Raw genomic sequence first — 21,797 nt, 5'->3', positions numbered from 1 at the left:
GAACTCCTAAATTAACGTAGGTTAATGGTGGTATTCACTTCACCTTTTTCTTGTGTATCTTCGAACCAACGACTGGTGATCGTTTTGGTTTGTGTATAGAACTGAACCGCTTGCTTACCATATGGACCTAAGTCCCCCAGTTTTGAACCACGCGATCCTGTAAAGCTAAAGAAAGGTACAGGTACAGGAATTGGAATATTGATACCCACTTGACCAATATCGATATCGCTTTGGAATGTACGTGCGACTGCACCGCTTTGTGTAAATAGTCCGACACCGTTGCCGAATGGATTAGCATTAATTAATTCAATTGCCTGCTCTAGAGTATCGACATGAATAATGGCTAACACGGGCCCAAAGATCTCTTCGGTATAGATGCGCATATCGGTTGAAACTTGATTAAAAATCGTTGCTCCGACAAAGTTTCCTTGCTCATAGCCAATGACTTGAACATCACGACCATCCAGCAGCAACTCCGCACCTTGCTCTACACCGCTTTGAATTAAATCCAGTACACGTGCTTTTGCGCGAGGTGAAATAACTGGGCCAATATCGGTATTCGGCTCATGCCCTGCATTGACCTTCAGCGTTTTGGCTTTTTCAACCAGTTCATTGACCCATTCTTTACTTTCACCAACCATGACAGCAACCGACAAAGCCATACAACGCTGACCTGCCGCACCGAATGCTGCACCAACGAGGGCATTTAAAGTTTGTTCTTTATTGGCATCCGGCATTACCACCACATGGTTTTTGGCCCCCATCATCGACTGCACACGTTTTCCATGCTGTCCTGCAAGGTTATATACATGTGTACCAACGGCTGTAGAGCCTACAAATGAAATGGCCTTAATAGCTTGATGTGTGCATAAACGATCAACAACGTCTTTACCACCATGCACTACGTTTAATACACCTGCTGGAATACCGGCTTCAATCGCAAGTTCGACAAGCATCATGGTCGATAATGGATCTTGTTCAGATGGCTTTAAAACAAAGGTATTTCCACAGACGATGGCCATTGGGAACATCCACAGTGGAATCATCGCAGGAAAGTTAAATGGCGTAATTCCTGCACATACACCCAAAGGTTGCTGCAAGGTATAGGTATCCACACCACGTGCAACACCTTCTATATATTCGCCCATTTGAAGTGTGCCAACCGAACACGCATGCTCAACGACTTCTAAACCACGTTGAATATCACCTTCAGCATCTGCAAGTGTCTTTCCTTGCTCAGCCGTCAGTACACGGGCAATCTCTTTCATATTGCTACGGATTAGATCTTGTAGCTTCAGCATAATGCGCATACGTGCTTGAACAGGCGTTAAGCGCCAAGTTTTAAAAGCCTCTTGCGCTGAAGCAATCGCTGCATCCACTTCTTCCATAGTCGCCATTGGAACACGACCTAAAACCTCTTGAGTTGCAGGATTTAGAATGTCTTGCCACTCTGTAGTGTTTGACTCTACAAATTTACCGTTAATTAATAATTTAGCCGTCGCTGACTGAATATTTGACATTGTGTTCATGACCTCTCCATAGGCACTTATTGTTTTGTACTGACTTAGAAAATATCCAAAAGCCTTATATTTATATTTTCCAATTCACTTCAAACTAGCAAAGAAAATTTTGACTACCAATAGAGATTCACGCACGATTGATGTGCAAATATGCACAGGGATGACAATAACAATGAAAGTAGACTGGGATCATTTACAGTATTTTTTGGTTTTGGCTCGTGCGAAAACCCTAACCAATACCGCCCGTATTATCGGTGTTGAGCACAGTACGGTTTCTCGACGTATACATGCGCTAGAACTGGCTTTAGGCACGCCATTATTTAAACGTGAAGCCACAGGTTATGAGCTCACTTTAGACGGTTTGGCACTGGTTCCTCGCGTTGAACAAATGGAACAGGCATTTTTACAAATCGAAAAACCTAACCAACCTATGCAAGGTCGTGTGCGAATTGGCACACCCGAAGGATTTGGAACAGCATTTTTGACACAGCTCTTGGCAGAATTGTCCAAAAAATACCCTCTACTGACTATTGACCTTATTCCAGTGCCGAAAATGATCAAGCTTTCACATCGTGAAGCAGATATTGTTATTTCAATTGATCGGCCGAAATCCGGCCCCTATATCATTACTCGACTAGCAGACTATTGTTTAAAAATTTATGGCAGTAAAGAATACCTAAAAAACATGCAACCCATTCATACATTAGAAGATTTAAAATCACATACTTTTGTGAACTATATAGATGATTTGGTCTATAGCCCTGAACTGTATTGTTTAGAGCGCTTACCTATTCAGCTTAATGCCAACTTTAGAAGTAGCAGTATTTTGGCACAACAAATTGCCGTGAGTGCGGGTGCAGGATTGGCAATATTGCCCAAATTTTTGGCCGAGGAAAAACCCGAATTAGAACAAGTCTTGGCGCAAGATGTTCGTTTTGTGCATACCTTTTGGATGCTGACCTTAGTCGATTTACAGCATGAGCCGCGCATTAAGCTGGTCTGGGACTTTTTGAGAAAAAGAACCGATCAATATCATAGTTTATTAATGGATTAAGTCAGGATGGCTGCTTCTAAACTATAACTGTTATAGAAATTTAGATGAATGTTGTATCTATGCTTTCAAGTGATATACCCCAATAATCACTTATAACCATTAGGGATTTAGAGTACATCTTATGAGCAATCAAGAGCCTAACAAACCGCAAAAATATGCAGACAGTGAAATTTCAGATAAGGCCTTTAAACGTGCCATTATTTGGTTCTCGATCTATGTGCTTTTATTCTGTATTGGTGTAGCGTTTGTTGTTGGTGCAGATAATTCCTATCTACCTTAAGCGATAATCTATTCACTTATTGCAACTCGCTATTGCATGTATATCTTACATTTCATGTTTGCTCATGATCAGTTCATAAAGTATTAATCGGATCATTGGGCCAAATAAATTGGTTTAAATTTGAATTTAAAAAAAGCTTGTAAGTCTAGATTTACAAGCTTTTTGCATTTTTAAAGTGATCAATTCACAGCTATAAACTTAATTAGTCATCTTTATCGCTTATGCAGGACTCTGCTTTTTCACTTGGTGCTGTAGATGCGTTTGAATATATTCACCGTAGACCGACATTTTTTCAAAGATGTGTTCTGAATAAAACATGTCTTCTACCAAGACTTGCGCACGGTCAAATTCATATAAACCTAATCGTTGTAAAATTTTCGCATTGATAAACGAAAACTTTTGGCATAAATCGATATATTGCTGATCTTTGTCTTTAAATAGCAGCTTTAACATATTGATTTTATTTAGATCAAAATCAATCGGTTCAGCTTTATCCGCCAAGACATGGATTTCAACATCTAAAAATTCAGCGAGCTGTTTTAATTTTTCTAAGTCGATATCTAGATGTGTAATACAAATGATTCTGGAAACTTTCGGATTACATAAGCTATTGATCAAACTAAAATAGAAGTATTCTGCTGGCGATAGTTGTTCATTATGTAGCTCAATGTAGACATTGAGTCCCGATAAAACATCATCAACTTTAAATGCGCTAAGTTTAGCCTCAGCATGATAATAACGATTCAATATCGCAATATTTTCAGGGCTTTGCGGTGCAGCGTAGATCACCTTCTGATTCAAATTCGCTAAGATAAAGGGTGCAAATAAAAAAGCCGCATTTTCAGCCTTGGCATTCATATGCTCCTGACAAATACTGACATAGCCCACTTGCTGTACTTGACGCAAAATTCGACTGCGCAAAAGTACCGCTTCTAAATTAGTATGCTGTTGTTGCAACAGATGCAGCGTTGAATCTGTCAATGGAACATCCACCAGTAAATGTTGTAACAGTTCTAATTCACTGGCTTTAAACATATTCAACTCCCTAACTTCCATACCATTTGACGCCACAAGTGTTGTGGTCAATGCACCTTATAAAAAATTCAAACTTAAAACTAGATACAGTGATTTTGAAAAAACTTATAACAGTACAGACTCATCTGTTATAAAAATTTAATATAAAGTTTCATTTACTGATATATTTATAACAGAACTTTATCTTGTTGATGACTATGTATAAATCGGAACAGCTTGCTCAGCACCTACGTCAACTGATTGAAAATGGCACTTTAAAAGCTCACGAAAAGCTCCCGTCTTTGCGTGAACAAGTGCAGTTGTCCGGCTTTAGTTTAATCACGGTCATGAATGCTTATCAGGAGTTAGAATCGCGTGGCTTAATCTATGCACGTGAAAAATCAGGCTACTATGTGGCGCAAGGCTTAGTCGAAATAGAGGCTGAACACGCTCAAATCGTGTCCTTAAACACTCCTGTTGAAATTAACTCACTAGTATTTAAGTATTTAAAATCAATACAAGATGAAAAAATCATTCCCTTGGGATCAGCTTTTCCAGCTCAAGACATTGTTTTTTCTAAAAAGTTAACCCAAATCATGGGGCAAATTTCCCGAAATCCCAAAAGTTACGATGCCATTGATAATCTTCCACCCGGTAATTTAGCCCTTCGTAAGTTGATTGCACAGCGTTATTGCATGCAAGGCATTGCCACAGATCCAGAGGATATTGTGATTACCTCAGGCTGTATGGATGCACTGAATCTTTCCTTACAGGCCATTGCCTCACCGGGTGATTATATTGTGTTACAGCAAAATATTTTCTATGGCGCCTTGCAAGCTGCAGAGCGCTTAGGCCTTAAAGTGGTGACCTTACCTGAACATCCACAAGACGGTTTTGATTTAACCGCATTTGAACATATTTTAAAAACTTATCCCGTCAAAATTTGTTGGCTGATGCTGAATTCGCATAATCCTGTGGGCTTTACAGTGAGTGATGAAATCAAGCAAAAAATTGCCGTGTTATTACACCAATATCATGTGCATTTAATTGAGGACGATGTGTATGAAGAAATGCATTATGCGTCTAAGAAACCTGTTTCAATGAAATACTTTGACCAAAATAATATGGTCTTACACTGTTCATCTTTTTCTAAAACGCTAGGCGCTGCATTTCGAGTAGGTTGGGTGCATGCAGGTAAATACTCTCAAGCGATTCAACACTTACAGCTTATGAGCACTATTTCCGTTAATACCTTATTGCAAAATGCCTTGGTGGAATTTATTTCAAATTATCATTATGAAAAACATTTACGGGTCCTAAGAAAAAGTCTACAACAACATAAATTACAGTTTTATCGTTATTTAGAAAGCCGTCTACCGACTGGATGCAAATTACAATATCATCCAAGCGGTTATTTTCTTTGGTTAAAATTACCAGAAAACGTTGAAAGTATGGCGGTCTATGAAGCCCTAATTCACCAGCAGATCGGCGTTGCTCCAGGCCGTTTATTTAACGTATCAGAAGCCAAAACTCAATATATCCGTTTAAATTGTTCCTTTGCATGGAAGGATGAGATTCAAAAGGCTTTAGATGCCCTCCTTAGTACAATCTCTGCACTTTCCTCAGATCAGATGAATATTTGACAATTTTTATTGTCATTATTATGCTCAAACAGATATTGTTCAAATACATATATTTGTTGTTGAGATAACAACGAATTCATTCAACATTTACCAAAATTCAAAAAACAAATAGGTTAGTTCATGGAAGATCAAAAACACAGTCAACGCATACATGCCTTTAGTTCGGATGTACTCAAAGATCTAGATGCTGTGGGGATTGCACAGCTCATCAAATCTAAAGAAGCCTCTGTACAGGAAATAACACAAGCGGCCATTGCACGTGCGGAACAAGTCAATCCGTATCTAAATGCCATTGAATTGGACTGTTTTCAGCGTGCTTTAGAGCAAAATCAATATGTTGAACATGGTCTTTTTGCGGGCGTCCCTTTTTTCTTTAAAGATAATCTAGATTATCAAGGCTTGCCCTCACGCCATGGTTCAAAGGCCATAGGTTCAAAACCAGCCGATCGTAATCCTCAAATTAGCCAACAAATCTTAGATCAAGGTTTTGTCGTATTAGGAAAATCCAAGCTCCCTGAATTTGGTCTAAATGCCAGCACCGAATATAAAGATGGATCAGCCACCTATAACCCTTGGCATTTAGGTTATTCCTGCGGTGCATCTTCAGGGGGTTCCGCAGCTCTCGTTGCAGCCGGTGTAGTTCCGATTGCCCATGCCAATGATGGCGGTGGTTCGATTCGTATCCCTGCTGCATGCTGCGGTTTGATTGGATTAAAGCCTAGCCGTGGCCGTACTTATGACAGTGAAGCAGCAGGTTCTCTTCCGATTAATATCATCAGTGAAGGTGTTTTAACCCGTAGCATACGAGATACAGCGCATTTTTATGCAGGAATGGAGTCAAGTTATTACAATAAAAAACTGCCACGAATAGGCATGATTCATGGCCCTTCTAAACGTCGACTACGCATAGGCTTAGTCCCGCAATCGATTACAGGGCAAATAGATAGCGAAACAACTGCAACGTTAATGCATAGCGCAGCACTCTTAGAAAAATTAGGCCATCATGTTGAAGAACTTCAATTACCTTTTTCCTTAAGCTTTGTTGAAGATTTCAGTGAATATTGGGGGATGTTGTCCTTTTTACTGAGTACCTTTGGCAAGAAAATCTTTGGCGCTGACTTTAATCCAAAAGAGTTAGATCAGTTAACCGTTGGTTTATCGAAGTTGTATAAAAAGAACTTTTATAAAACCCCGCTATTTCTGTATCGATTAAAGAAAATGCAGCAGCAATATCGTGAAATCTTTAAGCATTATGACGTTTTGCTATCGCCTGTACTTGCACATACCACACCTAAAATTGGCTATTTGTCACCTCAATTACCGTTTGACCAGTTATTTGAGCGTATACAGAACTATGTAACATTTACACCTATTCAAAATGTGGTGGGTGCGCCGGGTATGTCGATTCCTATGGGAGAAACGCAAAACGACGGACTTCCAATCAGTATGCAAATTTCAGCCGATGTCGGTGATGAAAAAACCTTAATTGAACTGGCGTATGAAATTGAAGAAGCTCAGCCATGGCGACGTATTCAAGATATGCCTCGTACTGCTTAACAACTCAATCAAAGATTTAAAAAAAGGGAGCTGATTGGCTCCCTTTTTTATTTTCAAATCCGCAGCATAAGGCTTTTCAATTGTTCGCTGTATTTGAATATAAGATGCTTAATTAAAATGATACGTCAGTCCTGCATATACCGCCCGACCTTCAGCCGGTGTTAAACGAGCAGGATCTTTGCCGGCATCGTTATAGCCCGGTGTCACGGTAGATGCATATTTTTTATTGGCCATATTTCTGAAATCCAACCAAGCCAAATACTGTTTTTGTGGTTGCATATAGCCGAATGATGCTCCCCAAATTTGCCAATCTTTTGCGTAGAAACTATTGGCATAGTCGGTTGCGACCTTTGCGGCATAAAGTGTATTCACCGCAACATAAAATCCTAAAGGATGTTCGTATTTCAGTTCAGCCTGATAGATGTGTTTTGGTATACCTGCAAGTTCATTTTTTCCAAATACCGCATCATTTTTATAGTGAAAATCATTCAAAGTATAGGCTTGTTTCAGTTGAACTTGTCCATATACATCATTTTGCCAAAGTGAACTGTTTAAACCGAGTTCTAGCCCCTGATGGATGGTGTCTGAAGCATTCGATTCGTAAATTATCGGATTAGGCTCTGGTTGGATTTCAACAGCCAACAGTTCATTTTTAACCTGTGAATAGTAATATGCAATATTCCACTCACCCAGTGCATGTTGACCACGCCCACCTAGTTCAAGAGTATTCGCTGTCTGACTATTCAAATGAATCGGAGCATTTTGGCGTCCCGTCGCTGCGCCACTTTCGTCGGGGAACTTTTGATCCGAACCCCAAATTAAAGCCCAAGGATGTGGTGCTTCTAAGCTTCGACTGACATTGGCAAAGAGCTGTGTTTCAGGTTGGATTTGATATCGAAAACCTAGCGATGGCAGGACATTCCATTCACGAATATTTTCTTTATGACTTTGCACAGGCCATGTCACTTCACTTTCACGATGGGTGTACGCCAATGCAACTCGACTATCGAGCCAAAACTGTGGGTGTAGTGCCAAGGCATTGGCATAATGTAAAACATAGTCACCACCTTGGTAGGTATAATGCCGCGTTTCTGTACCCGCAGCATAGGCGCCTTGCGCTACACGCAAGCGTTCAACGACCTGACCATCTGGCAAATGCGTGGTACTACGAAAACCTAAAGTATTTTGGCTTTCATGCCCCCATAGCGTTCGGTCAAATTGGTAGTTAAATAAGGTAATAATATCGTCATAGTCAACATCGGTACTATACAAACCTTCTTGCAAATCCATCGGATAATGATGATAGGCCAGACCCAACTGTAAACGATCGCCCGAGTCCAAAGTCATATTGGTTTTATTCGCCAACCAAAGACTTCCCGGCTGCGGACGATTATTATTCAGCGAGATATTTTGGGCTACTGCTTGTTTTGGATTTTGTTCAATCTGTTGTTGGGTTAGACGTCCCGGCGTTTGGTGTTCAGTCTCTCGGTAACGCAGATAAAAACGTGTATCTAGGTTAGGGTTTATTTTATATCCCACATTGGCCGATAAACCTTTGCTCTGGCTTGAAGCATGATCTTGAAAACCGTCATCATCACTTTGTGTTAAGGAAAGATAATAGTCTAAGTCACCGATTTGTTGTCCTGAACTGATTTCACTTTTTTGATAACCGTGGCTGCCCATTTCATGATGCACTGACAGTTTTGCTGCATTTTTTCCTGTTGGGCTTGCATAGTTAATTAGACCACCCAAGCTTAATGCGCCACGTGTTAAACCATTAGCCCCTCGTAAAACCTCTATATGGTCTACCCACAGCGGCTCAAGCAGTTCATAAGGTGTTCCTCCTGGCCCTGTAAATGGCAAATCATCTAAGGTTATATACAACCCTGAAGCATGCGCCCCCGGTGCACGATTGATCCCCGAGCCACGTATCGACAGTTTCACCCCTTCATTTCCTGAAGATGCCGCGTATATCCCCGGTTGATTTTTAAATAAATCAGCATTTGTTCGCTTGGGTACATCTTGAATGTCTGCTGCAACGATCGCATTGGTTGCACCATTTACTTTAGTCAGTGCTTTTTTTATTTTTTCATCCATTGAACTTTGTTCAACGTTAATGGTGATTTCAGGTAATACATTGCTATCTGCAACACTATATTGTGCCATTGCAGTAAGCATCATCAGGCTTAAAAGCTTAAGTGACGTGTTGTTATATTTGGAAAATTGAGGGACATCCATGATTGCGTCTTCTAAGTGAAACGAAATTTACGGCAAGGATTGTAGTGTGTTTTATCGTCATGTATGTATCAAAATATTTCAAAATTCATGATTTTTATCAATATCCTTCTTCGTATTTTTATATTCAAATGATTTGTTAAATGAAATAAAACAGATAATTATATTTTTTAGTCAAAAAATATAAGTTTCTAAATAAGATAAAAGCCCTCAATCAGTGAAGATCAAGGGCTAGTATGAATTGAGAGCACGCATTGAAAGATTGTCGGAAAGTCAGATGTTAAAACCTGAATATAATTTCAATCACGCTCTCGTTAAATTGATATTGAAATTTCTAAGGCAATTTAAATTAAACTATTCTCTGTAATAGCATTAGAAGTTGTACATCGCGACTGCATTGATTCGGTTATCTTCCCCCTCAGTACTGCCATTTGGTGCAGCGCCAAAAGCTTCACGTTCACCATAGACATATTCCAGACCTAAACTAATCGGCTTAACAGGGCTGTAAAATACATTTGCCCATGCTTGCCACAAGTTTTTATTGGCCTTGGTTTTATCAACTAATGAGTTGACATAATCTGCATTACCATCTGCTTTCATATAACCATAGCCCAATGTTCCGCGCCATTGTGCTGAAATTTGTTGAGTTAAACCTACTGTAATCGAGTCAAATTCATTGGTGGCGATGATGTCTTTATCTGCATTGGTCACAAAACCTTGGTTGGTCCATGACACAAAACTACTGTCGCCTTTGACATGGTAATAATCCGCTTTGAGCACTGTTTTATCCGTCAAATCTAGCTTTGCGCCCAGACCAAGTCCCCATGCGGTTTCTGTATCCGTATCCGTTTTCTTTTCAGCACCCATCGCACGTGCGCTCAACATGAGTGTATCTGTCATTTTATGGTTTAACCGCGCTGTTAATGCAGGCAAACGCATAATTGAGCTGTCATCCTTAGAATCTTCTGCAGCGAGTACAAGATTTGTCTCTGGACTAAATTTGTGACTATAGCGAACTTGCGGTGTACGTTTAACAGCACCACCGACATAGCCCAATGCATCAATGGTTTCAGGCATATAATCAGGTACAGCAAAGTTAGACCATGTTTGCCCCACCAACCAATCACCATAAGTTAAATAGGCATGACGAATCCTCAGTCCATCATTTGCACCCAAAAAGTCGACTTCAATTTTACCGCCTACATCGCCCACTTGAGTCGGCGTTTTAAAGTCTAGTCCTAAACGTGTAGCAGCAAGTGTTACTTTTAAACGATCTGAACTTTCAGCATTCCCTTCTAGCGGAACACTATTCATTTGGTTATACAGGCGAGATAAGCTGCCGCCTTCTGCCTGATAAGATGCATCTGCTCGCACATTGCCATACAAGCTAAACTCAGCGCCCGATTTGGTATTTAAACTCAGGCTCGGTGTTTGAGTCTGTGCAGCAACTACAGGTCGTTGTTTTACATCTTTGATTTCACTCGACAAGGTGTTTTGTTGTTGAATATATTGCTGCATCATGGCTTTTAACGCTTTGACTTCTTCACGCAACTGTTCAACTTCAGCCTCGCTGACTGCCGCATGTGTCCACATGGGGAACGCGGCTGCACAAGCCAGTATCATCGGTTTCATTTTAAAGGTTTTTTTGACTAAATTTAGCTTTTGAGTTTTCATCCTGACCTCGATTTGGGCTATGCCCTTTCCTTATTTTTTGTCACAATTTCCCACTAGCCCTCATGCTGTGCATCAGGGCCTAGAAACTTAAAATTTTGGGGTAATGTTAAATCTTTAAATATCGGCTTAATTCGCTGGATTTTTGATAGCTTGCGTATTGAGTTTTGGCGATTGACCTTGAGTAGATGCCTCTACAGACGCTTGCAAATTCACCATAAATATTGCTAAAGAAGCAATGACACCGGGAATGGCTATCACCAAGAAGTTCATTTGATGCGGCAAATTCATGGTTAACAGCGCACCAGTAAGTACCGGTCCAACGATTGCACCAATTCGTCCAATCCCCGATGCCCAACCCATACCTGTAGAACGTACTGTGGTTGGGTAGTATTGTGCGACAAAGGTATAAAGTAGGATTTGCGAACCGATGGTAGCTGCACCTGCTACAGCAATTAAGGTATACAGAACCATTTGCGGACTGTTAAAGCCTAGTAAGATTAAAGCCAATGCGCCACACATGAACATGATGCTCAGTACTTTTTTGATATGGAATCGGTCTGCCAAAGCACCACCACCAATAGCACCTACCATTCCACCAATATTCAGTGCAAAGAGGAAAATCATACTTGCACCAAGCGAATAGCCAGCTTGGATCATCAATTTTGGTAACCAACTTCCAAGTGCATAAACCATCAATAAGCACATGAAAAATGCAATCCAGAACATAAACGTACTGAAACTACGCCCTTGTTGAAATAATGCTTTTAACGGTGCTTTGTCTTCTTCAGAAACTTCATTGAGTACAAATTGAGTATCCGTTGTGAGGACTTGTTCAGGAGCAATTTTAGAGACAATTGTTCGAGTCGTATCTGTTTGATGCTTTGAGGTTAAATACATCAATGATTCAGGGAGGAATTTCCAAATTAAAGGCAATGCAAGACATGGAATAATCGCAATATAAAACATGATTTTCCAGCCATATACAGGCACTAACCAAGCACCCAATAACGCTGAAGCCATACCACCTATGGCATAACCACTAAACATTAGTGCAACCAAGGTACTGCGTATACGTTTTGGCGCGTATTCTGTCATTAATGCGACAACGTTCGGCATAACGCCACCGATGCCTAGACCGGCAAGAAAACGTAAAATACCAAACTCAACGGGAGTACTTGCAAAAGCGCCGCAGAAGGTAAAACCACTAAAGATACCGACACAGATCATAATGGTTTTTTTGCGACCAATTTTATCCGACAGTGTGCCAAAACACATGGCACCAAACATCATGCCAAATAAAGCCGTACTTGCCAGTAAGCCGGCTTGTACCGCAGATAAGGACCATTCTTGCATCAACAACGGTAAGGCAACGCCATAGATCACCAAGTCATAACCGTCAAAAATAATAATCAAAAGACACCAAATCAAAACACCCCAATGAAATGGCGTAAATTTGGCTTCATCAACCAAGGTATTAATATTAATTTTCTGGTTTTGCATAGCCCACCTCCTAATTGTGAAGCTTGTAAAATTCGCTTTTCACAATGAATAAGTTGGTGCTTAATGTCCAAAACCGATTAGGCATGTTTGTATACCTAAAAAGTTGAATACAAATTAATCCCTTGATTCCGCTTTATTTAAAACGTAAAATACCAAACTCAACGGGAGTACTTGCAAAAGCGCCGCAGAAGGTAAAACCACTAAAGATACCGACACAGATCATAATGGTTTTTTTGCGACCAATTTTATCCGACAGTGTGCCAAAACACATGGCACCAAACATCATGCCAAATAAAGCCGTACTTGCCAGTAAGCCGGCTTGTACCGCAGATAAGGACCATTCTTGCATCAACAACGGTAAGGCAACGCCATAGATCACCAAGTCATAACCGTCAAAAATAATAATCAAAAGACACCAAATCAAAACACCCCAATGAAATGGCGTAAATTTGGCTTCATCAACCAAGGTATTAATATTAATTTTCTGGTTTTGCATAGCCCACCTCCTAATTGTGAAGCTTGTAAAATTCGCTTTTCACAATGAATAAGTTGGTGCTTAATGTCCAAAACCGATTAGGCATGTTTGTATACCTAAAAAGTTGAATACAAATTAATCCCTTGATTCCGCTTTATTTAAATAGATCATTTCATATGTGCAGTTCATCTGAACGTCTAGCGACAGCATACTCAAAACACAGCACGATCATAAGGAATCGCTTCTAAATCATATACTTGATAAACACTATCAAATAAACCACGAATATCTTCGCTTTCATCCATATGACGTACAGCCATAAATACAGGGCTAATCGCGGCTTCATCTAAGATAGGAACAAAGGTTAAATGTGTTAATTGCACACTTTGGGCACTCATTGGGGTGATACAAACCCCTTCATTCGCTGCAACAAAGCCCAAGGCCAGTTGTAATTCACGTACTTCACGTACTTTTTTAGGTTCCAAACCATACTCTGAAAATATGCCACGCACTTGGGTCGAAAAATTCGGTTTATTGTGATTTGGGTAAAAAATCAATTGCTGATCGATCAGATCTGCAAGATATATACCTTCCTTTTTTTGTGCAAAAGGATGACTGGCATGTAAGGCTACCACTAAGCGTTCTTCACGCAGTAAAACCCGTTTGATCGCAGGGTCTGAAATACGCAATCGACCAAAGCCGACATCTATACGGCCTTCTTTTAATGCTTTGATTTGTTCAGTGGTCGCCATTTCCTCCATTTCTATTTTTAAATGTGGATGTTGTTGTTTAAATAAATACAAAATATTCGAGAGTAAACCAAACAATAAAGAGCTCACAAAACCGATTGTCACGGTCCGTTCTGTCAAACCGATTCGTTTCGTCATTGATTTAATTTCTTCTGCATTAGACAAAAGTTTTAAAGCATGATGATAAAAAAATTGACCTGCTTCTGTAGTCTTAAGCGGACGGCTACCTCGTTCAAATAACTGAATTCCAAGCTCATGTTCCAAATTTTGAATCTGCCGACTCAAAGGTGGTTGAGCTATATATAGTTTTTCTGCCGCTTTGGTAAAACTCTGCTCTTCAACCACCGCGACAAAGTATCTTAAGTGTCTTAGTTCCATGGTTATCGATACCTATTAAGTATAATAAAATGCAAATTTGATCTTCGACGTGAAGATTTTATTCTTTTAAGGTATATCACATAGACAGGATTAAGCAAATTTAATCCCATCCAACAGATCAAAAACATCGTGCAGCGCATTACCTGAAAGAGGCTTCAGCCGCTACACGAAACAACTTAAAAAGTATTGTTAGACAACCAAACAAGGAACGTGGCAGCCAAAGACCTCTTTTATCGAGTGATAGCCACCCAAACTTAAATGCATACTTAAGGAGATATAGTATGAACCGTCAAGAGATTGATGTTCTGGTTAAACAAATGAACGTAGATACAGCGACAGGGCCTGTTGACCAACGTGTACAGCAAGTTGTGGTACGTTTATTGGGTGATTTATTCCAAGCGATTGAAGATCTAGATATTACTCAAACTGAACTATGGAAAGGTCTAGAGTATTTTACAGACGCGGGTCAAGCGAACGAATTAGGTCTTTTAGCCGCTGGTTTAGGTTTAGAGCACTATCTAGATTTACGTGCCGATGAAGCTGATGCGAAAGCAGGTATTACAGGTGGTACACCACGTACCATTGAAGGCCCTTTATATGTGGCTGGCGCACCTGAATCAGTGGGCTTTGCTCGTATGGATGATGGTACGGAAACCGATAAAATTCCAACTCTGTTTATTGAAGGTACGGTAACAGATACCGAAGGCAACATCATTGAAGGCGCTAAAGTTGAAATTTGGCATGCCAACAGCCTAGGTAACTATTCTTTCTTTGATAAGTCTCAATCTGACTTTAACCTTCGCCGTACGATTCTTTCTGACCAAGACGGTAAATATGTTGCACAAACTACGATGCCCGTTGGTTATGGCTGCCCTCCAGAAGGTACAACTCAATTTGTTTTAGACAAACTAGGCCGTCATGGTAACCGTCCATCACATGTACATTATTTTATCTCTGCACCGGGTTACCGCAAGCTAACTACTCAATTCAACATCGAAGGTGATAAATACCTTTGGGACGACTTTGCCTTTGCAACTCGTGATGGTCTGGTGGCAACTGCTGTTGATATCACAGACGAAGCTGAAATTGCACGTCGTGGTCTAAACCAACCGTTTAAGCACATTAGCTTTAATGTTGAGTTAGTTAAAGAACAAGCTGCTGCACCAAATACTGAAGTAGATCGTCGACGCGCTAGCGCTTAATTACTCAATCTAAGGAAGCCGAGCTGTCTCATCTAAGTCTGACAACTCGGTGACTATCCCCTCATTGGACAGTCGGAGAATGGACATGCCACGTATTCCTGTAATTAACACCAGCCATCTAGATCGTATTGATGAACTTCTTGTCGATAATTTTGACACTGGTGAATTTAAACTGCACCGCTCAGTATTTACCGATCAAGCGTTGTTTGATCTTGAAATGAAATACATTTTTGAAGGTAACTGGGTGTATTTGGCACATGAAAGCCAAATTCCAAATAACAATGATTATTACACGACTCATATCGGTCGCCAGCCGATCATCATTGCACGTAACCGTAATGGTGAACTGAATGCCATGATCAATGCCTGCTCACACCGTGGCGCACAGTTATGTCGTTATAAAAAAGGCAACAAAGCAACCTACACCTGTCCATTCCATGGTTGGACTTTTAATAACTCAGGTAAATTGCTCAAAGTTAAAGACCCTGCTGAAGCTGGTTATTCAGATTGCTTTAACCAAGATGGTTCACATGACTTGAAAAAAGTCGCGCGCTTTGAAAGTTATAAAGGCTTTTTATTTGGTAGCTTAAATCCTGATGTGCCAAGCCTTGAAGAATTCTTAGGTGAAACCACCAAAATTATCGACATGATCGAAGGTCAGTCGAAAAACGGTTTGGAAGTTTTACGTGGTTCATCTACCTATACCTATGAAGGTAACTGGAAACTTACAGCTGAAAATGGCGCAGATGGCTATCACGTATCAGCCGTGCATTGGAACTATGCAGCGACCACTCAGCACCGTAAAGAAGCACAAGCGGCAGATAATATTCGTGCTATGAGTGCGGGTTCTTGGGGCAAGCAAGGTGGTGGTTCTTATGGTTTTGACAGTGGTCACATGTTGTTATGGACCCAATGGGCAAACCCAGAAGACCGTCCAAACTTTAGCAAAGCCGATGAATATACCGAAAAATTCGGCGCACCGATGTCGAAATGGATGATCGAGCGTTCACGTAACCTATGTCTTTATCCAAACGTCTATTTGATGGATCAATTCGGTTCACAAATTCGAGTTTTACGCCCGATTTCTGTCAATAAAACTGAAGTCACCATTTACTGTATCGCCCCTGTCGGTGAAGAGCCAGAAGCACGTACACGTCGTATTCGTCAATATGAAGACTTCTTTAATGCCTCAGGCATGGCAACACCCGATGATTTAGAAGAATTCCGTGCCTGCCAAGCAGGTTATGCAGGGATTGAACTGGAATGGAACGACATGTGCCGTGGTTCAAAACACTGGATTCATGGACCGGATGATGCAGCCAATGAAATTGGTCTAAAACCACTATTAAGTGGCATCAAAACCGAAGATGAAGGTCTTTACCTTGCTCAGCATCAATATTGGTTAAAAACCATGAAACATGCCATCGCTGAAGAAAAAGAATTGGCACAACAAGTCGCAAATGAACAAGGAGATGTCGCATGAATGCAACTGCACATTTAGACAGCGTAAGCATTGAAGCTGTATCTCAGTTCCTCTACCGCGAAGCGCGTTTTTTAGATGATGAAAAGTGGGATGAATGGCTAGAGTGCTATGCCCCATCTGCATCATTTTGGATGCCTGCTTGGGATGACGATGACCGCCTAACGGAAGATCCGCAGTCTGAGATTTCTTTGATTTATTATCCAGACCGTCAAGGTTTAGAAGACCGTGTCTTCCGCATTAAAACTGAGCGTTCATCTGCCACGATGCCGGATACACGAACCAGCCATAACATTAATAACGTCGAGATTATTGAACGTGATGGCGACAAAGTAACGGTGCGTTTTAACTGGAACACCTTAAGTTTCCGCTACAAAACCAACTATAGCTACTTTGGCATGTCACGTTATGAAATTGATTTTTCAGGTGAGCAGCCAAAAATCCTCAGCAAATATGTAGTTCTTAAAAACGATTATATCAACCAAGTTATTGATATTTATCACCTCTAAAAGCTTATTTCACTAAGCAAGGTTTAACTTTCAGCCAGAAGGATATTTGGCTGAAAGGACACGTTATACCAGATTTTCAAAAGGATATTCAGCCATGTCAAACCATAATGTTGCACTTCAATTTGAAGATGGCGTTACTCGTTTTATTAGTGTTGCTCAAGGTGAAACCTTATCCGACGCAGCCTATCGTCAAAAAATCAATATCCCTCTAGATTGCCGTGATGGCGCATGCGGGACATGCCGTGCATTTTGTGAGTCAGGTACTTACGACATGCCTGAAGAATCTTATATCGAAGACGCTTTAACCCCCGAAGAAGCTGAGCAAGGTTATATTTTAGCTTGCCAATGTCGTCCAAGTTCAGATGCGGTTTTCCAAATCAGTGCATCATCTGACGTGTGTAAAACTGAAATTCATGAGTTTCAAGGCACATTGTCTCGTGTTAAAAATATGTCGGATTCTACGATTACCTTTGATATTCAACTGGATGAAGATCAACCTGACATTAACTTCTTGGCAGGTCAATACGTCAATGTCGGCATTCCGGGGACTGAAGAAACTCGTTCGTATTCGTTTAGTTCAAAGCCGGGCAATCGTTTAACAGGCTTCGTGGTTCGTAATGTCCCTGAAGGAAAAATGAGTACCTTCCTGAGTGCCAATGCGAAAGCCGGCGACAAAATGACCTTCAAAGGTCCTTTTGGTAGTTTTTATCTGCGTAATGTCGTCCGCCCTGTGGTCATGCTTGCAGGTGGTACAGGTATTGCGCCGTTTATGTCCATGTTACAAGTGCTTGAAGAAAAAGGTTCTGAACAACCTGTTCGTCTTGTATTTGGCGTAACCAATGACTTTGACATCGTGGCAAAAGACAAGCTCGATGAATTACAAAGCAAACTCCCTTGGTTCGAATACCGTACTGTGGTCGCTCACCCTGAGTCACAGCATGAACGTAAAGGCTATGTGACCAGTCATGTTGAAAAAGATTGGTTAAACAACGGCGATGTAGATATTTATCTCTGTGGTCCTGTGCCGATGGTTGAAGCTGTACGTGGCTGGTTAGATACAGAAGGCGTTAAACCTGCAAACTTCTTGTTTGAAAAATTCTCAGCGAATTAAGGGAGAATAGTTTAATGTCAGAACAAGCCAGATTTAGCAATAAAGTTGTGATTGTAACCGGTGCCGCTCAAGGTATCGGTCGTGGAGTCGCACTACAAGTGGCACGGGAAGGCGCTCAAGTGGTATTGGCAGATCTCTCAGATTTTGTTGAAGATACGCTGAACGATATTCAAGCCCATAATGGCGATGCCATTATTGTTAAAGCCAATCTTGAAACATATGCAGGCGCTCAATCAGTTGCTACCCAAGCCATTAAAAAATATGGCCGAATTGATATCTTGATCAATAACGTCGGAGGTGCGATTTGGATGAAGCCCTTCCAAGAGTTTTCAGAAGAAGAAATCGTTAAGGAAGTTAATCGTTCATTATTTCCAACTATGTGGTGCTGCCGAGCCGTGTTACCTGAAATGATTAAAAATCAGCAAGGGACGATTGTAAATGTATCTTCTATTGCAACCCGTGGTATTAACCGTGTGCCATATTCAGCGTCAAAAGGTGGGGTCAATGGCTTAACCGCTGCACTCGCTTTTGAGCATGCAAAAGATGGTATTCGAGTCAATGCCGTAGCCACAGGTGGCACAGAAGCACCACCACGGAAAGTACCAAGAAACGCCAACCCATTGTCAGATCATGAAAAACAATGGATGCAAGACGTGGTCGATCAAACCATTGACCGTACATTCTTGGGGCGCTATGGCACAATTCAGGAACAAGTCAATGCCATCCTATTTTTGGCATCCGATGATTCATCTTATATGACAGGAACAGTCGTCCCTGTTGGTGGTGGAGATCAAGGTTAACGCTATACCGTCATTGGTTAAATTCAACAGGCTCATTGACATAGTCGCATGGAGGCAAAAGCGATGGCACCCCTGTTAAAAACATTAAAAGAAGATTGGTCGATCTCAGCGACGGTTGCAGGATTTTTAGCCGTGCTGATCTCCTATTCAGGCCCATTGATTATTTTTTTCCAAGCCGCACAAAAAGCCCAAGTTTCCCCAGCCATGATGATTTCATGGATTTGGGGGATTTCTATTGGCGCGGCACTGGCGGGTATTTATCTCTCTATTAAATATAAAACCCCGGTGATTACCGCGTGGTCAGCGCCCGGTACGGCTCTTTTAGTCACCCTCTTTCCGAATATTTCGCTGAATGAAGCCATAGCGGCTTATATCACGTCTGCTATCGTTATATTTTTGATTGGAATCACCGGCTATTTTGACAAACTCCTAAAATGGATTCCTCAAGATGTCGCTGCGGGAATGATGGCAGGTATTTTATTTCAGTTTGGGCTTGGACTGTTCACTGCTACAGATAGTATGCCGATCATTGTCTTTGGCATGTTATTGGTCTTTCTGATTTCTAAAAGACTATCGCCACGCTACGCGATGATTTGGGTCTTGCTAACTGGTGTTGTCCTGAGTTTTACATTAGGGAAAATCAATCCTGTTAATGTGAATTTTCAACTCGCTATACCGCAGTTTATTGCCCCAATTTGGACTTGGAACTCAACTTTAAATTTGGCGATTCCCTTAATCTTAGTCAGTCTGAGTGGTCAATTCCTTCCGGGGATGGCGATCATGAAACTCAGTGGATATGACACGCCAGCCAAGCCGATTATCACAGCAACCAGTATTGCCTCGCTCGTTGTCGCATGTGTCGGAGGCATTACCATTGTTTTAGCGTCTATTACTGCAGCCATGTGTATGGGCAAAGATGCACATGAACTTAAAGAAAAACGCTATATAGCCGGTATTGCCAATGGTATTTTTTATATTTTAGGCGGCTTATTTGCAGGGAGCATTGTCATGTTATTTAGCCTATTACCTAAAGAGTTGGTCGCCGCACTTGCAGGTCTAGCGTTATTAGGTGCGATTGGAACAAATATGTCGGTTGCAATGAAAAATGAGGCCAACCGTGATGCAGCGCTGATCACCTTTTTAGCGACAGCCTCAGGTATGCATTTTTTAGGGCTAAGCTCAGTTTTTTGGGGGATTTGTATCGGTGTTGCGGCACATATCATTTTGACCAACCGTGTAACTACACAAGCGCCGATGACAACGACTCAAGATTCTAAAAGTTCATAATATCCAAACGCATTGCTAATACAAAGAAGATGGAAAATTACATCTTCTTTGTTTAATCAAAAATAAAATGCTTTCATTTAGACTTCGGTTAATTCAGGCAATTCTCGATGAGCGATTTCAAAAGCTTATTGAACATCTAATCCCACAGCAGTCAATAAAAGCTCTACAACTTTGGCAATCCAGCGAACCCTTTAGGCAAATAAGCATAGCAACGCACAGATTCAATTTTTATGATGAAGTAATCGCCACCTAGCCTTAGTTTAAAAAAAACCATCTAATTTGAACCAACATAAACTTTATCAGCAGCGTAAATCTAAAGGTTTTTACCCCCCTGAGAAGATTATTTATTGAATAGAATCACTTAACTAAATGATAAACTTCAATCAAACTTCAAATGAAAAAAATCGTTAATTAAATTAATAAATGCTTGCACACTAGGTGATGTATTTGTACTGCGCTTACTCATATATAAGTTGATAGTTGGAAGGTCCGTATCTAACTTTTTGACAATAATGTTTTCATAAGCAATATCAGCAATATAACTCGGTAAAATCGTACATGACTGCGTGATATTGATTGAATTAATGTTGAATAAAATATTACTGGCGCGCTGGATGATTTTTAAGTTGATCTTTTTGTCTTCTGCAAATTTTAAAATCTTGTGATGTAGAACTGACGACACTTCCTCAGCAGGAATAATAAAATCAATTTCTTCTAAAGATTTGACGGATATTTTATTTTGATTTGCAAATGGATGCTGATTATTCATCAAGAAAATTAAAGGCTCTTCAAAAATTAACTGACTCGAAATTTCATGGTTATTAACATCTACCCTAGAAATGGCGATATCAATACGTCCATTATGTAAATCACTGATGATTTGAGTGTCATTTAAGCTTAAAAGTTCAACCTTTAAGTCAGGAAACATCTCTGTGAGTTTCGGAATAATAAAAGGGAAAATTTTCATTTCTGCAACTGGTACAAAGCCAATGGTGATTTTTTGGTCTTTGGCTTTTTTGACTTGGCGCGTCATCGCTACTGCTTTATCGGCACATTCCAAAATATTTTTGGCATGTTCCAAAAAAACAATTCCTTCATCGGTTAGTTCAACTTTACGTTTAGAGCGAATAAATAACTGTACGCCAATAAACTCTTCGAGGTCTTTGATTTGTTGGCTAAGAGAAGGCTGAGCCGTATAAAGTTTTAAGGCCGCTTGGCTAAAATTAAGTTCTTGTGCAACCATGACAAAATATTTTAAATGTCTTAATTCCATTTAAGTCACCTGTGTAGTCCAATCCTTAGGACGTTTTTAATACAATTCTGTTAGCA

17 protein-coding genes and 1 pseudogene are annotated in these 21,797 nt (G+C 40.5%); 10 read left to right on the top strand and 8 right to left on the bottom strand.

The annotated features are described in order from the left end of the window. Positions 1-11: 11 nt before the first annotated feature. Positions 12-1,529 carry a CoA-acylating methylmalonate-semialdehyde dehydrogenase gene (locus tag FTV27_RS14445; RefSeq protein ID WP_180051039.1) on the bottom strand — a complete coding sequence of 506 codons (1,518 nt, stop codon included), beginning with the start codon at positions 1,527-1,529 and terminating at the stop codon, positions 12-14. 163 nt (positions 1,530-1,692) lie between these two features. On the opposite strand from FTV27_RS14445, the gene FTV27_RS14440 reads away from it, so the two are divergent. After that, positions 1,693-2,574 carry a LysR family transcriptional regulator gene (locus FTV27_RS14440; protein ID WP_218949575.1) on the top strand — a complete coding sequence of 294 codons (882 nt, stop codon included), beginning with the start codon at positions 1,693-1,695 and terminating at the stop codon, positions 2,572-2,574. A gap of 121 nt (positions 2,575-2,695) precedes the next feature. Next, positions 2,696-2,854: a hypothetical protein gene (locus FTV27_RS14435; RefSeq protein ID WP_180079100.1), complete on the top strand. Its 159-nt coding sequence runs from the start codon at positions 2,696-2,698 to the stop codon at positions 2,852-2,854. 219 nt (positions 2,855-3,073) lie between these two features. Here FTV27_RS14435 and FTV27_RS14430 read toward each other — a convergent pair whose 3' ends face one another. Then, the gene (locus FTV27_RS14430; protein WP_180079099.1) at positions 3,074-3,889 is read right to left on the bottom strand and encodes a hypothetical protein; all 816 of its coding nucleotides are present in this window, start codon (positions 3,887-3,889) and stop codon (positions 3,074-3,076) included. A 197-nt stretch (positions 3,890-4,086) separates the two neighbouring features. On the opposite strand from FTV27_RS14430, the gene FTV27_RS14425 reads away from it, so the two are divergent. Both FTV27_RS14425 and FTV27_RS14420 read left to right on the top strand, forming a co-directional pair. Next, a complete protein-coding gene (locus tag FTV27_RS14425) occupies positions 4,087-5,511 on the top strand; it encodes a PLP-dependent aminotransferase family protein (RefSeq protein ID WP_180079098.1) in 1,425 nt (474 codons plus the stop codon). Positions 5,512-5,631: 120 nt separating this feature from the next. Next, complete coding sequence (locus FTV27_RS14420; RefSeq protein WP_180079097.1) at positions 5,632-7,068, top strand: amidase; 1,437 nt, start codon at positions 5,632-5,634, stop codon at positions 7,066-7,068. A 108-nt stretch (positions 7,069-7,176) separates the two neighbouring features. Here the strand turns inward: FTV27_RS14420 and FTV27_RS14415 are convergent, their stop codons facing one another. From FTV27_RS14415 to FTV27_RS14395, 5 genes and pseudogenes are all read right to left on the bottom strand, one after another. After that, complete coding sequence (locus tag FTV27_RS14415) at positions 7,177-9,306, bottom strand: TonB-dependent receptor domain-containing protein (protein ID WP_180079096.1); 2,130 nt, start codon at positions 9,304-9,306, stop codon at positions 7,177-7,179. Between the two features lie 369 nt (positions 9,307-9,675). Further along, positions 9,676-10,977 carry a DcaP family trimeric outer membrane transporter gene (locus FTV27_RS14410; RefSeq protein WP_180079095.1) on the bottom strand — a complete coding sequence of 434 codons (1,302 nt, stop codon included), beginning with the start codon at positions 10,975-10,977 and terminating at the stop codon, positions 9,676-9,678. A gap of 126 nt (positions 10,978-11,103) precedes the next feature. Then, positions 11,104-12,477 carry an MFS transporter gene (locus tag FTV27_RS14405; RefSeq protein WP_180054691.1) on the bottom strand — a complete coding sequence of 458 codons (1,374 nt, stop codon included), beginning with the start codon at positions 12,475-12,477 and terminating at the stop codon, positions 11,104-11,106. Positions 12,478-12,616: 139 nt separating this feature from the next. Further along, positions 12,617-12,973 (bottom strand): annotated as a pseudogene (locus FTV27_RS14400) (MFS transporter); the annotation flags it as partial. Between the two features lie 191 nt (positions 12,974-13,164). Then, complete coding sequence (locus FTV27_RS14395; RefSeq protein ID WP_180079094.1) at positions 13,165-14,079, bottom strand: LysR family transcriptional regulator; 915 nt, start codon at positions 14,077-14,079, stop codon at positions 13,165-13,167. Positions 14,080-14,360: 281 nt separating this feature from the next. On the opposite strand from FTV27_RS14395, the gene catA reads away from it, so the two are divergent. From catA to benE, 6 genes are all read left to right on the top strand, one after another. Further along, a complete protein-coding gene (gene catA / locus FTV27_RS14390; protein ID WP_078193335.1) occupies positions 14,361-15,281 on the top strand; it encodes a catechol 1,2-dioxygenase in 921 nt (306 codons plus the stop codon). An 85-nt stretch (positions 15,282-15,366) separates the two neighbouring features. Then, entirely contained in the window at positions 15,367-16,764 is a 1,398-nt protein-coding gene (gene benA / locus FTV27_RS14385; protein ID WP_180079093.1) for a benzoate 1,2-dioxygenase large subunit, read from the top strand. Further along, entirely contained in the window at positions 16,761-17,270 is a 510-nt protein-coding gene (gene benB / locus FTV27_RS14380; protein ID WP_180079092.1) for a benzoate 1,2-dioxygenase small subunit, read from the top strand. Before benA ends, benB begins: the two co-directional genes overlap by 4 nt. Positions 17,271-17,364: 94 nt before the next feature. Next, the gene (gene benC, locus FTV27_RS14375; RefSeq protein ID WP_180079091.1) at positions 17,365-18,381 is read left to right on the top strand and encodes a benzoate 1,2-dioxygenase electron transfer component BenC; all 1,017 of its coding nucleotides are present in this window, start codon (positions 17,365-17,367) and stop codon (positions 18,379-18,381) included. A 14-nt stretch (positions 18,382-18,395) separates the two neighbouring features. Beyond that, positions 18,396-19,181, top strand: coding sequence for a benzoate diol dehydrogenase BenD (gene benD / locus FTV27_RS14370; RefSeq protein WP_180079090.1), 786 nt, complete (start codon positions 18,396-18,398; stop codon positions 19,179-19,181). A 63-nt stretch (positions 19,182-19,244) separates the two neighbouring features. Continuing rightward, positions 19,245-20,468 (top strand): benzoate/H(+) symporter BenE, encoded by a 1,224-nt coding sequence (gene benE, locus FTV27_RS14365; RefSeq protein WP_180079089.1) that lies wholly within the window; start codon positions 19,245-19,247, stop codon positions 20,466-20,468. Between the two features lie 379 nt (positions 20,469-20,847). Here the strand turns inward: benE and hcaR are convergent, their stop codons facing one another. Then, on the bottom strand, positions 20,848-21,741 hold the full coding sequence (hcaR, locus tag FTV27_RS14360; protein ID WP_180079088.1) for a DNA-binding transcriptional regulator HcaR: 894 nt from the start codon (positions 21,739-21,741) through the stop codon (positions 20,848-20,850). Positions 21,742-21,797: the final 56 nt, after the last annotated feature.

Source organism: Acinetobacter sp. YH12251 (assembly GCF_013417465.1).
GTDB lineage: Bacteria > Pseudomonadota > Gammaproteobacteria > Pseudomonadales > Moraxellaceae > Acinetobacter > Acinetobacter amyesii.
The sequence above is the reverse complement of the archived record's forward strand: the minus strand, read 5'-3'. Positions and strand labels throughout refer to the sequence as shown.